Raw genomic sequence first — 12629 nt, 5'->3', positions numbered from 1 at the left:
TCGCAGATCACCCGCCCTGCGAGGGCCTTCCGTTCCAGAGTGCGAGAAATGCGATCGCCACCCGAACGGGCCCGCACCGCCCTCCCCGACGGCACGAGACCCGAGCGGCGGCCGGACTCACGGTTCGTCGAATTCGCCGTCCTTGGCTCCCGCGACGAACGCGTCCCATTCCTCGGGGGTGAAAACGAGAACCGGCCCTTCCGGATCCGCCCCGTTCCGCATCCCGATATAACCGTCGACGAAGGCGATCTCCACGCCCGGTTCGTCCGGATCGTCGGTGCTCGTGATCCACTCTGCGACCGAGAAGTCCAGCTGGTCACGGATGTGCGCTTTGTCGTCGACGATCTCGTTCTCTGCACTCACGATGCGTACCGTATCCCTCACTCCTAGCGATATCCCGTTGTGGGAGACCCGCCCGGCGGAAACCTACCCACCACACCCGCGACGCGCGAGGCCCGGTGAAACCTCTTTCACAAGGTTTCACCGGGCCACGCGGAACACGGCTGCCGAGCGCTGGGAGCGCCCCGAGATCAACTCACTTGTTGGTCCAGGACATCAGCGAGCGCAGCTTCTTGCCGACCTCTTCGATCTGGTGGGCGTTGCCCTCGGCCTGCAGCTTGGTGAAGTTCGGGCGACCGGACTCGTCCTCGGCCACCCACTCCTTGGCGAAGGTGCCGTCCTGGATCTCGCCCAGCACCTTGCGCATCGATTCCTTGACGTGCGAGTCGATGACGCGCGGGCCCCGGGTGAGGTCGCCGTACTCGGCGGTGTCGGAGCAGGAGTAGCGCTGACCGGCGATGCCGCCCTCCCACATCAGGTCCACGATCAGCTTGAGCTCGTGCAGGACCTCGAAGTAGGCGATCTCCGGCTGGTAACCGGCCTCGACCAGCACCTCGAAGCCGTTCTGCACGAGCGCGGAGGCACCACCGCAGAGGACGGCCTGCTCGCCGAACAGGTCGGTCTCGGTCTCCTCCTTGAAGGTGGTCTTGATGACGCCGGCGCGGGCACCGCCGATGGCGGCCGCGTAGGACAGCGCCAGGGCCTGGGCGCTGCCCGAGGCGTCCTGCTCGACGGCGATCAGGCACGGCACGCCCTTGCCGTCGACGAACTGGCGGCGGACCAGGTGACCCGGGCCCTTCGGCGCGACCATCGCGACGTCGACGTCGGCCGGCGGCTGGATCAGGCCGTAGCGGATGTTGAATCCGTGGCCGAAGAACAGCGCGTCACCCTGCTTGAGGTTCGGGGCGACGTCGTTGGCGTAGATCTCGCGCTGCTTGGTGTCGGGCGCCAGGATCATGATCAGGTCGGCCTCGGCCGACGCCTCGGACGGGGTCAGGACCTTCAGACCCTCCTCCTCCGCCTTGGCGCGGGACTTCGAGCCCTCCGGCAGGCCGATCCGCACGTCCACACCCGAGTCCCGGAGGCTCAGCGCGTGGGCGTGGCCCTGGCTGCCGTAGCCGATGACGGCGACCTTGCGGCCCTGCACGATGCCCAGGTCCGCGTCCGCGTCGTAGAAGATTTCAACTGCCATGGTGATTCAGCGTTTCCTTTCGGGACTTCATCGGTTGTCGGCCGTGGCTGGCAACCGCTAGCTCATGAGCCTGGTGGGCCCTGTGTGGCGGGGTCGCCGGTTGTCAGCGCACTGCGGTGGCCGTGATGGAGCGGGGGCCTCGGCCGATCGCGATCGTTCCCGACTGCACCATCTCGCGGACGCCGTAGGGTTCCAGCATTCGCAGCAACGCGTCGAGCTTATCGGCGGTGCCGGTGGCCTCGATCGTCAGCGCCTCGGGCGAGACGTCGACCACCTTCGCGCGGAACAGCTGCACGGTCTCCAGGACCTGGCTGCGCACCGAGGAGTCGGCGCGGACCTTGACCAGCAGCAGCTCGCGCTGCACCGCGGCGTCGTCCTCCAGCTCCACGATCTTGATCACGTTCACCAGCTTGTTGAGCTGCTTGGTGACCTGCTCCAGCGGCTGGTCGCTGACGGCGACCACGATCGTCATCCGGGAGATCTCCGGGTGCTCGGTCGGGCCGACCGCGAGCGACTCGATGTTGAAGCTGCGCCGCGAGAAGAGACCGCTCACCCGGGCGAGGACACCGGGCACGTTCTCGACCAGCACGCTCAAGGTATGCCTAGTCACGCCTCGTCCTCCTCGAAAAGCGGGCGGATCCCGCGTGCCGCCATGATCTCGTCGTTGCCGGTGCCCGCGGCCACCATCGGCCACACCTGGGCGTCCTTGCCCACCACGAAGTCGATCACGACCGGTCGGTCGTTGATCTCCATAGCCCGCTGGATGACGCTGTCGACGTCCTCTTTGGACTCACACCGCAGGCCTGCGCACCCGTAGGCGTCGGCGAGCAGCTTGAAGTCCGGGATGCGGTGCTTGTGGGTGCCGAGGTCGCTGTGTGAGTAACGCTCGGCGTAAAACAGGTTCTGCCACTGCCGGACCATACCCAGGTTGCCGTTGTCGATGACGGCGACCTTGATGGGGATGTCCTCGATCGCGCAGGTGGCGAGCTCCTGGTTGGTCATCTGGAAGCAGCCGTCGCCGTCGATCGCCCACACGACCTTGTCCGGCTCACCGGCCTTGGCGCCCATCGCGGCCGGGACCGCGTAGCCCATCGTGCCGAGGCCACCGGAGTTGAGCCAGGAGCGCGGGTTGTCGTAGCCGATGAACTGCGCGGCCCACATCTGGTGCTGGCCCACGCCCGCGGCGTAGATCGCGTCGGTGCCGGCGATCGCGCCCAGGCGCTCGATGACGTACTCCGGCGACAGGCTGCCGTCGTCGGGCTCGCTGTAGCCCAGCGGGAACCGGCCGCGGATGTCGTCGAGCATCTCCCACCAGGGCTTGAGGTCGGCGGTGCCGTCCTCGGCCTCGGCGGCCTCGAAGGCGTCGGTCAGCTCGGCGATGACGTCCTTGCAGTCACCGACGATCGGGACGTCGGCGTAGCGGTTCTTGGAGATCTCGGCCGGGTCGATGTCGGCGTGCACGACCTTGGCGTCCGGCGCGAACGACGAGAGCTGCCCGGTGACCCGGTCGTCGAACCGGGCGCCCAGCGCGATCAGCAGGTCGGAGCGCTGCATCGCGGCGACCGCCGCGACCGTGCCGTGCATGCCCGGCATGCCCAGGTGCTGCGGGTGCGAGTCCGGGAACGCGCCGCGCGCCATGAGCGTGGTGACCACCGGGATGCCGGTCCGCTCGGCCAGCTTGCGCAGCTCGGCGTGCGCCTCGGCCTTGATGACCCCACCACCGACGTAGAACACCGGGTGCTTGGCCTCGACCATGAGCTTCGCGGCCTCGCGGACCTGCTTGCCGTGCGGCTTGCTGGTCGGCCGGTAGCCCGGCAGCTTCATCTCCGGCGGCCAGGAGAAGGACATGGTGGCCTGCTGGACGTCCTTGGGGATGTCGACCAGCACCGGTCCGGGACGGCCGCTGGCGGCGATGTAGAACGCCTCGGCGATGATCCGTGGGATGTCCTCGGGGTCGGTGACCAGGAAGTTGTGCTTGGTGATGGGCAGCGTGATGCCGCAGATGTCGGCTTCCTGGAAGGCGTCGGTGCCGATCAGGCCGGTGGCCTGCTGACCGGTGATCGCCACGACCGGGACCGAGTCCATGTGCGCGTCGGCGAGCGGGGTGACCAGGTTCGTCGCGCCCGGACCGGAGGTCGCCATGCACACCCCGACCTTGCCGGTGGCCTGCGCGTACCCGGTCGCCGCGTGCCCGCCGCCCTGCTCGTGGCGCACCAGCACGTGCCGGACCTTCTCGGAGTCGAGCAGCGGGTCGTAGGACGGGAGGATGGTGCCACCCGGAATCCCGAAGACGACCTCGCAACCCACGGACTCCAGCGAGCGCACGAGCGCCTGCGCACCCGTCATCTTCACCGGAGCACCGCTGGGCGGCGCGGGCTTGGGTCGGCGTCCTGGCGGGGGCGCCGGGACCGGATTCTGCCTGGTATTGGCGCTGGTCATCGGGTCAACCTCGGTGGTTGGGAGTGGGACCGGACACGAAAAAACCCCCGCAGGCCACACAATGGCCCAACGAGGGTTGGCGCGTCGACGCTGCGGTACTTCCTCAGGCGTCGACGCGCCGGGGAAGTACGAGAATGTCGTGCAGTCGCAGCATGGCCAGGACGTTAATGGGATCAGGAGCGCCGCGTCAAACCATCCGGGACGATCGTCCCGCATGCTGGGCACCCGTTCGGGCTACCTCGATCTTGCCGATCCGTGGTTTCCGCAGTTCAACAATGCCGTCTCGGCTCGATTTCCGGCCGGTGTGATGCGCGCCGCTCCCCTCGTCCCAGCGGGCGGGAAAGCGGTGCCCGTTCAACCGGATCGGGCCAGGTGAGACCATCGAGGCGTGAGCGAGACACCCCACGACGCCGGGCGGGACGACGACGCCGCCGAGCAGAGCACCGAATCCCACCCCGAGGAGAAGGCCCAGGACGAGACGGGCCAGACCGAGGCGGTCCAGGACGAGACGGTCCAGGACGAATCGGGGCAGGACGAATCGGGGGAGGACGAGCAGCCGCTCGACATCCCGGAGTCGCTGAACTTCCGGGTTCCCCGGGTGTCGCTGCTGGCCGTGCTCGCGGTCGCGGCCTGCGCGGTGCCGCTGGCCACCACCTCCGGTCCGCTGGGCCCGCTGGTCTTCCTCATCCCGCTCGCCCTGCTGTGGCTCGTGCTGCGCCCGCGCACCACCGTCGACGCCGAGCGGATCAAGGTCCGCGGCCTGGTGAGCGGCCGCACCCTGCCGTGGGAATCGTTGCAGGGCCTGGCCATCGTCAAGCAGTCCCAGGTGCGCGCCAGCACCACCAAGGGCGGCGAGGTCACGCTGCCCAACGTGCGCCCGCGCGACCTCCCGGCGATCGCCCTGGTGTCCCGGGGACACCTCCCGGACCCCACCGCCGAGTCCTCCGACGAGGGCTGACACCGGCCCCCCGCCGCGTAATCCGGACGACATGCGTGGTCAACCGCGCTGTTCGGAGGAGTAGGGTCACGAGCACACCACCACGCTTAGCGCCCACAAGGCGATGTCAGCGGGATGGGCCGATCGCGTCGAAGCTCCGCCTCCGCGCTCGGCGCTGATCCGCACCACGAGCCTGGAATCGAAGAAGGTCTCCCAAATGCCCCAGCTGCGTTCCCGAACCACGACTCACGGCCGGAATGCCGCCGGCGCCCGTTCGCTGTGGCGCGCCACCGGCATGACCGACGACGACTTCGGCAAGCCGATCGTCGCCATCGCCAACTCCTACACCCAGTTCGTGCCCGGGCACGTGCACCTGCGCGACCTCGGTGACGTGGTGGCCGAGACGGTCCGCGAGTCCGGGGGCGTGCCGCGCGAGTTCCACACCATCGCCGTCGACGACGGCATCGCGATGGGCCACAGCGGCATGCTCTACTCGCTGCCCTCGCGCGAGATCATCGCCGACTCCGTGGAGTACATGGTCAACGCCCACCAGGCGGACGCGCTGGTGTGCATCTCCAACTGCGACAAGATCACCCCGGGGATGCTCAACGCCGCGATGCGGCTCAACATCCCGACGGTGTTCGTCTCCGGCGGGCCGATGGAGGCCGGCAAGGCCGTCGTGGTCGAGGGCGTCGCGCACGCGCCGACCGACCTGATCACCACCATCTCCGCCTCGGCGAACTCGGCGATCGACGACGAGGGACTGTCCGAGGTGGAGCGCTCCGCGTGCCCGACCTGCGGTTCCTGCTCCGGCATGTTCACCGCGAACTCGATGAACTGCCTGACCGAGGCGCTGGGCCTGGCGCTGCCGGGCAACGGCTCGACGCTGGCCACCCACGCGCTGCGCCGCGAGCTGTTCCAGGAGGCCGGGCGCACGGTCGTCAACATCGCCAAGCGCTACTACCAGGACGACGACGAGACGGTCCTGCCGCGCTCGGTGGCGAGCAAGAAGGCCTTCGAGAACGCGATGGCGCTGGACATGGCGATGGGCGGCTCCACCAACACGGTGCTGCACACCCTCGCCGCCGCGCAGGAGGGCGAGATCGACTTCACCCTCGACGACATCGCCGAGACCAGCCGCCGCGTGCCGTGCCTGTCGAAGGTCGCGCCGAACTCCGACTACCACATGGAGGACGTGCACCGGGCCGGCGGCATCAGCGCGATCATGGGCGAGCTGGACCGCGCGGGCCTGCTGCACCGCGACGTGGCCTCGGTGCACAGCGCGAGCCTGACCGAGTGGCTGTCGACCTGGGACGTGCGCGGCGAATCGCCGTCGGAGAAGGCCCTCGAACTCTTCCACGCCGCCCCGGGCGGGGTGCGCACCACGCAGGCGTTCTCCACCGAGAACCGCTGGTCCTCGCTGGACACCGACGCCGCCAACGGTTGCATCCGCGACGTCGAGCACGCCTACACCGTCGACGGCGGACTGGCCGTGCTCAAGGGCAACCTGGCCACCGACGGCGCGGTCATCAAGGCGGCCGGTGTCGAGGAGGAGCTCTGGCACTTCCAGGGCCCGGCCCGCGTGCTGGAGAGCCAGGAGCAGGCCGTCTCGGCGATCCTGAACAAGGAGATCCAGCCCGGTGAGGTGCTGGTGATCCGCTACGAGGGACCCGCCGGTGGTCCCGGCATGCAGGAGATGCTGCACCCGACCGCGTTCCTCAAGGGCTCCGGCCTGGGCAAGAAGTGCGCGCTGATCACCGACGGCCGGTTCTCCGGCGGCTCCTCGGGCCTGTCGGTCGGCCACATCTCGCCGGAGGCCGCGGGCGGCGGCACGATCGGCCTGGTCGAGAACGGCGACCAGATCCTCATCGACGTCCACCAGCGCAAGCTGGAGCTGCTGGTCGACGAGCAGGTCCTGGCCGAGCGCCGCGCCAAGATGGAGGCCAGCGAGAACCCCTGGCACCCGGTCGGCCGCGAGCGCAAGGTCACCACCGCGCTGCGCGCCTACGCCAAGCTCGCCACCTCGGCGTCCTACGGCGCGGTCCGCGACGTGAACAAGTGATCTTCTTTATCCCGGTGGTCGCCTTGCTTGGCGGTGCGGGTAGGGGAACCTGAGCGGCTCCGTGGACTCCGCGCGTCGCTCCTGATGTATGTCCAATACACGGCGTCACGACGTGCCCGCCACGAAACCGCTCAGAACCCCCGGCGGTGCCGGTTGCTTGCGTGGTGAACGAGAAAGCGCCTCCGGCGCTTGCCTGACGTGAAATCGGGCCCCGCTCCTCGGTTGGAGCGGGGCCCGATTCGTGTCGGTGCGCGTCGTGTCAGGGGCGGTGGAACAGGATCAGGATCGCCGCGGCCGCGCCAGCCGCGATGATCAGCCCGAAGAAGCCGAATCCCAACGGGCGGCGGAACCACACTCGCCCGTAGTCCAAGGCCACCCGGCCGGGACCGGTGAACAACAAGCCGATCCCGACGGCGCCGAGGATGGCGTCCATCTCGAAACCGCCGTCGGCGTTGAAGAAACCGGCACCCAGCTTGACGAACACCGCGCTGGCCATCAGCCCCACCACACCGGCCGCGGCGGCCGGCGTGAACAGGCCCAGGACCAGCAGCGCACCGGCACCGAGCTCGGTGCCGCCGGTCACCAGCGAGAGCGCCGCGCTCTGCTGGAAGCCCATGCCGGAGAGAACCTCCGCGAAGCCCTCCGGGCCCGGACCGCCGAACGCGCCGAACAGCTTCTGCGCGCCGTGCAGCAGGAAGACCCCGCCCAGCGCCAGTCGCAGGACCAGCAGACCGAGGTCGGTTCCCCGTTCCAGGCGAACGGCTTGCGCTGCTTGCCGAGTTCCTCGGCGTAACCGGAGTCTTCACCGACGCCGCCCACCAGCGAGGTCGCTTCACCTGCGCTGTAGCCGTCGTCTTCGTCGTAGTAGTTGTGTTGGCGTGCGCCGAGGCTCTGCGTGCTCTTGGCCGCACCCTTCGCGCCGCGCGGCCGCTGGGCGTGCGCGCCGTAGCTGCGATCGTCGGGGGAGCCGCCCGCACCGCCGGGGCGATCGTCTTGGATCCTCACGCCGCAGGAGGCTAGGGCATCTTCACCCGATAGTGCGACCCCTGGGGAGAAAACCTTTCCCACACGTGACAGGTTCGATACCACTCGTCTCCGACCAGGGGGAAAATGTGCCGATGGAAGACCTGGAATTCCGCGAGCGCATGTCCGGAGATCTCGACGTCTCCGCAGGTCAGGAGCATTTCCGGGAAATCCGTGACGATCGGCCGTGGAGCGTCGCGGCTCCGCGGGCGGTTCTCGTGCTCCCCGAACTGGTTTCGGCGCCGGAATTGCTTCCGCTCGATTGCGCGACCCAGGTCCTGAATTGGTCCCCGGAACGCATTTCCTCCGGCACCACCGGTGATCGCATCGCCGACGTCCTCACCGTTCTCGACGACGCGGGCGCACCCGACTGCGTGGTCCTGGCCTGGTCCGGAGGCACCGCGCTCGCCGTGGAGCTCGCCGCCCGCCACCCCGACCGGGTGCGCGGGCTGCTGCTGCTCGCCGGCCCTCCCACCGCGGGCGCCGAAGCGCTGCTGGCCGGGATCGGCGTGCCCGGGCGGCTGCGGCGACTGCTCGCCGCCACCGGGTCGGCCTCGCTGCGGCTGACCGGTGACCTGGTGGAATCGGTGACCGCGCAGCTGCCCGTCGGCGACTGGCCGGGCCACCTGCTGCGCCAGGCCGGGCTGCTGCCCGCCGACTCCGACCGCGCCGCCACCGCGGCCGCGCTGCGCAACCTCGTGCGGCGCGACTGGCGCACGCACGCCGAGCTCGCCCTGGCCTGGAGCTCCTCGGTCCGCGACGGCCTGCCCGGCATCACCTGCCCGCTCACCCTGCTGGCCGGGCGCTGGGACCCCCTCGGCGAGCCGCTGACCACCGCGAAGCAGGTCGGTTCCCTCCCGCAGGCCCGGGTGCGGATGCTGGAGACCTCGCACTTCATCCCGCTGGAGGCTCCCGACACCGTCCGCGCGGAGTTCGACCTGCTGCTGCGCCGCGTCGAGGCCGTCGAGTGCGCCCGCCGCGGCATCGACCCGCCACCCCCACCGGTCCGCAGGCTCCGCATCCCCCTGCCCCAACCCCGCCGACGCCGCAGAACCCTCCACCCACCACCCCACCACCGGTGACCCGACTTCGATGGAAGTCGGAACCTCGTGGGGATCGGGTCCTGGAGGCTCACCCCGGGTTCACCGGGGGACGGATAGGGTCGGGGGCGTGATGGGTCGGTCTCGTGTGCTGGTGGGCGCCTGCGCGGTGCTCGGTGTCGTGCTGAGCGGCTGCGCCGAGTTCCCGAACGAGCACACCCGGCCGTTCGCCGACCAGCCGTCGCTGGAACCGCAGGCCGGACCGCAACCGTCCTTCGAGAGCGAGCCGCCCCCGTCGGAGGCGCCCGGCGCGCCGCAACCGCAGCAGCCCCCGCAGGCGGTGGGCTGCGAGGACCCCGACCCGGCGGTGATCACGACCTGCCTGGACCCGGTCGGGGCGATCGCGGTGCTGCCGGACGGGCAGAGCGCGCTCGTCGGCGAGCGCACCACGGGCCGCGTGCTGCGCGTGCAGAAGGGCGCGGAACCCGTTGAGCTGGCCCGGATTCCGGTGGACTCCAGCAGCGGCGGCGGCCTCACCGGTCTCGCGCTGTCGCCGACCTACCACGAGGACGAGCTCTTCTACGCCTACATCACCACGGGTTCGGACAACCAGGTCGTGCGCGTGGCCAGCGGCGATCGGCCGAAACCGGTGCTGACCGGCATCCCGAAGGGCTCCACCGGCAACTCGGGCGCGCTGCTCGACGACGGCAAGGGCGCCCTGCTGGTGGCCACGGGCAGCGCCGGTGATCCGGGCAACGCGGCCGACCCGACGTCGCTGGCCGGGAAGCTGCTGCGCATCGACGGTTTCGGGAAGCCGGCCGAGGGCAACCCGAAGCAGGACTCGCCGGTGGTGACCTCGGGGCTGAACGAGCCGACCGGTCTCTGCGGCACGTCCGCGCTCGACATGTTCTGGGTGACCGACCGCAACGGCGGCCAGGACGCCCTGCACCGGGTGAAGTTCGGTGAGCCGCTGGGCGATCCGGCGTGGACCTGGTCGGACCGGCCTGGCGTGTCGGGCTGCGCGGCGGACCCGTCGACGGTGATCGTGGCGCTGCGCGACGCCTCCGCGCTCTACACGCTGCACCCGGCTCCGGACGGCAGCTTCACCGGTCAGCCCACCAAGGTCCTGGAGAACCGCTACGGCCGCTTCGCCACCGCGGCCCTGGCCCCGGACGGCCTGGTCTGGCTCGGCACCACCAACCGCGACGGCGACCGCCCGGTCCCCAGCGACGACCGGGTCCTCCGCCTGGAACCCCCGACCGGCGGAACCGCGGGCAAGGACTGAGGACCGGTCCGTGGTCGCGCTGCTCGGCGGTGCGGGTGGCGGAACCTGACCGGCGGCGGTTGCTCAGGTGGTGGGATGCGGCTCCGCCGCGTGCGCGAACAGCACCTACCCGTTGACGCCTCGGTCGATCATGCCCGTGAGCAGGTCGATCGCGTCCTCGTCGGTGAGCGCGGCGAGCAGGGGCTGTTCCTCGACGAGCTTGGTGTGGGCGAACTGCTGGCAGAGCCCGGCGATGGCCAGCGCCGTGGCCTCGGGCCGTTCGCAGTGCGCCAGGTGGTCGGCGAGGTGGTGCACGTCGGGTTCGAGGAGCTCGGCGGCGCGGTCGGCGAAGCGCTGGTCGACCAAGGCAGCCTGGCGCAGCGCGATGAGCACGGCCCGGTGCTCGCGGAAGAAGCCCCAGTACTGGGCGACGTGCCAGCGGATGGCGGCGCGGTCGCGCAGGTCCGCCGAGTGCTCCTCGGAGGTGAGCACGTCCTGGTCCCCGGCCTCCAGCAGGTCGGCGAGCAGTGATTCGAGGAGTTCTTCCTTGCTCTTGAAGTGGTTGTAGAAGGACCCGGCGGACCGGCCCGCTTCGGCGGTGATGTCGGTGATCTTGGTGTTGAGGTAGCCCTGCCGGTCGAAGACGCGCACGGCCGCGGTCTTGAGCGCCGCCTCGGTCTCGGCAGCTTGCGCCTTGCGGATGCTTCCCGGCATCGCTTCTCCTCCCTCGCCGCTTGACGGGAAACCTAGCAAGCGGTTAACTGAATTCATATTCAGTGAATCTAAGTTCACCTAGGAGTGCTGATGGACACCCGAGTGCTGATCGCCGGCGCCGGACCCGCCGGGCTGACGCTGGCCATCGAACTGGCCCGTCGCGGCGTGCCCTGCCGGATCGTGGATGCCAGGGAGGAGCCCTTGCCCGGATCGCGCGGTGATGGCCTCCAACCGCGCACGCTGGAGGTCTTCGACGACCTGGGCGTGATCGACGAGATCGTGGCGGCCGGATTCCTCCCGCCGCCCTTCCGCACCTACACCGACGGCGTGCCCACCGGCGAGGTCCGCATGGCCGAGCACGTCGAACCCAGCCCCCAGGTGCCGCATCCGAACGGGTGGATGGTTCCCCAGTGGCGCACCGAGGAGATCCTCCGCGACCGCCTCGCCGACCTCGGCGTGAAGGTCGAGCGCGGCAACGCCCTGCAGGGCCTGCGGCAGGACGACGACTCCGTGACAGCCACGCTGACCAGCGGCGACGTGCGCGCCGAGTACCTCGTCGGAGCCGACGGCGGCCGCAGCACCGTCCGCAAGCGGCTCGGCGTCGAGTTCCTCGGCGACACCGACGAGGCCACCAAGCTCGTCCTCTTCGACGCCCGGGTGACCGGCCTCGACCACCCCGAGCTCGCCCACCACTTCCAATCCGCGACCGAACCCGGCCACGGCGTCAGCCTCACACCCCTCGCGGGAACCGATGTGCTGCAGTGCGCAGCAAGGCCTCCCTCCACCCACGAGGCCCGGGAAGATTCCTCCCACGTGCAGGGCCTGCTGGACCACTTCGGCGCTTCGCACGTGCGGATCCGGGAGCTGACGTGGTCGACGATCTGGCGACCGAACTCCCGACTGGCCGAGACCTTCCGCTCGGGCCGCGTGTTCCTCGCCGGGGACGCCGCGCACACGCACCCGCCGACCGGTGGTCAAGGGCTCAACACGAGCGTGCAGGACGCCTACAACCTGGGCTGGAAGCTCGCCGACGGCTCCCCCGAACTGCTCGACAGCTACGACGCCGAGCGCCGCCCGGTCGCCGCGAGCGTGCTCGGGCTCAGCGCGGACCTGCTGGACAAGACCCTGCGGGGAACTTCTGACGCACTGCGGCGCGGCGCCGCGACCAACCAGCTCGGAATCGGCTACCGCGACGGTCCCCTCACCACCGACGAGCGCCCGGAACCCGGCCGGGTCCGAGCAGGCGACCGCGCCCCCGGCGCCCTGCTGCGCACCCCCGACGGCGAGACGGTCGGCCTCTTCGACCTGCTGCGCGGAACCCACTGGACGCTGCTGTGCTTTGACAGGAAGGTTCCCCAGCACTCACCCCAGGTGCGGCCCCTGCACATCACCCGCCGCGAGAACCGGCAGGAAGGTTCCCTCACCGACGTCGACGCCTACACGACCTACGACGTCACCGAGGGCACCGAGGTCCTGATCCGCCCCGACGGCTACATCGCCCACATCCGCTGACCCCAACGTGGTCGTGGGTGGGGAGGTTTTCATGAAAACCTCCCCACCCACGACCCCCGGAAGACCCGCTCCCCACCCCGGAGATCGCGCAGTTTTCATGAAAACTG

The 12629-nt window shown here is 70.0% G+C and carries 13 protein-coding genes; 6 read left to right on the top strand and 7 right to left on the bottom strand.

Features of this window, described 5'->3' with window-relative positions:
• Positions 1-117 precede the first annotated feature (117 nt).
• The 4 genes from REH65_RS22490 to REH65_RS22475 form a co-directional block, all read right to left on the bottom strand.
• On the bottom strand, positions 118-363 hold the full coding sequence (locus tag REH65_RS22490; protein WP_281455172.1) for a DUF397 domain-containing protein: 246 nt from the start codon (positions 361-363) through the stop codon (positions 118-120).
• 172 nt (positions 364-535) lie between these two features.
• The gene (gene ilvC / locus REH65_RS22485) at positions 536-1531 is read right to left on the bottom strand and encodes a ketol-acid reductoisomerase (RefSeq protein WP_281454962.1); all 996 of its coding nucleotides are present in this window, start codon (positions 1529-1531) and stop codon (positions 536-538) included.
• Between the two features lie 103 nt (positions 1532-1634).
• Complete coding sequence (gene ilvN / locus REH65_RS22480; protein WP_093413489.1) at positions 1635-2141, bottom strand: acetolactate synthase small subunit; 507 nt, start codon at positions 2139-2141, stop codon at positions 1635-1637.
• Positions 2138-3970, bottom strand: coding sequence for an acetolactate synthase large subunit (locus REH65_RS22475; RefSeq protein ID WP_406688978.1), 1833 nt, complete (start codon positions 3968-3970; stop codon positions 2138-2140). The genes ilvN and REH65_RS22475 overlap by 4 nt, the downstream gene beginning before the upstream one ends.
• A gap of 214 nt (positions 3971-4184) precedes the next feature.
• Here REH65_RS22475 and REH65_RS22470 point away from each other — a divergent pair, with 214 nt between their 5' ends.
• From REH65_RS22470 to ilvD, 3 genes are all read left to right on the top strand, one after another.
• Complete coding sequence (locus REH65_RS22470) at positions 4185-4346, top strand: hypothetical protein (RefSeq protein ID WP_406688977.1); 162 nt, start codon at positions 4185-4187, stop codon at positions 4344-4346.
• A gap of 12 nt (positions 4347-4358) precedes the next feature.
• Positions 4359-4928 carry a PH domain-containing protein gene (locus tag REH65_RS22465; protein WP_406688976.1) on the top strand — a complete coding sequence of 190 codons (570 nt, stop codon included), beginning with the start codon at positions 4359-4361 and terminating at the stop codon, positions 4926-4928.
• A gap of 196 nt (positions 4929-5124) precedes the next feature.
• Complete coding sequence (ilvD, locus tag REH65_RS22460; RefSeq protein WP_406688975.1) at positions 5125-6969, top strand: dihydroxy-acid dehydratase; 1845 nt, start codon at positions 5125-5127, stop codon at positions 6967-6969.
• A 259-nt stretch (positions 6970-7228) separates the two neighbouring features.
• On the opposite strand, the gene REH65_RS22455 is transcribed toward ilvD, so the two are convergent.
• Both REH65_RS22455 and REH65_RS22450 read right to left on the bottom strand, forming a co-directional pair.
• Positions 7229-7642, bottom strand: coding sequence for a DoxX family protein (locus REH65_RS22455; protein WP_406693216.1), 414 nt, complete (start codon positions 7640-7642; stop codon positions 7229-7231).
• Entirely contained in the window at positions 7549-7974 is a 426-nt protein-coding gene (locus tag REH65_RS22450; protein ID WP_406688974.1) for a hypothetical protein, read from the bottom strand. Before REH65_RS22450 ends, REH65_RS22455 begins: the two co-directional genes overlap by 94 nt.
• 113 nt (positions 7975-8087) lie before the next feature.
• On the opposite strand from REH65_RS22450, the gene REH65_RS22445 reads away from it, so the two are divergent.
• Together REH65_RS22445 and REH65_RS22440 are read left to right on the top strand one after the other, a co-directional pair.
• Positions 8088-9074, top strand: a complete 987-nt coding sequence (locus REH65_RS22445) for an alpha/beta fold hydrolase (protein WP_406688973.1) — start codon at positions 8088-8090, stop codon at positions 9072-9074.
• A 91-nt stretch (positions 9075-9165) separates the two neighbouring features.
• Positions 9166-10317 carry a PQQ-dependent sugar dehydrogenase gene (locus REH65_RS22440; RefSeq protein ID WP_406688972.1) on the top strand — a complete coding sequence of 384 codons (1152 nt, stop codon included), beginning with the start codon at positions 9166-9168 and terminating at the stop codon, positions 10315-10317.
• A gap of 105 nt (positions 10318-10422) precedes the next feature.
• On the opposite strand, the gene REH65_RS22435 is transcribed toward REH65_RS22440, so the two are convergent.
• A complete protein-coding gene (locus REH65_RS22435; RefSeq protein WP_406688971.1) occupies positions 10423-11010 on the bottom strand; it encodes a TetR/AcrR family transcriptional regulator in 588 nt (195 codons plus the stop codon).
• A 90-nt stretch (positions 11011-11100) separates the two neighbouring features.
• Here REH65_RS22435 and REH65_RS22430 point away from each other — a divergent pair, with 90 nt between their 5' ends.
• Positions 11101-12522: an FAD-dependent monooxygenase gene (locus tag REH65_RS22430; protein WP_406688970.1), complete on the top strand. Its 1422-nt coding sequence runs from the start codon at positions 11101-11103 to the stop codon at positions 12520-12522.
• Positions 12523-12629 lie beyond the last annotated feature (107 nt).

The sequence above is a fragment of the Saccharopolyspora sp. ID03-671 genome (assembly GCF_045278815.1).
In the GTDB taxonomy this organism is placed as follows: domain Bacteria; phylum Actinomycetota; class Actinomycetes; order Mycobacteriales; family Pseudonocardiaceae; genus Saccharopolyspora; species Saccharopolyspora ipomoeae.
This window is presented reverse-complemented; position numbering and strand designations above follow the sequence as displayed.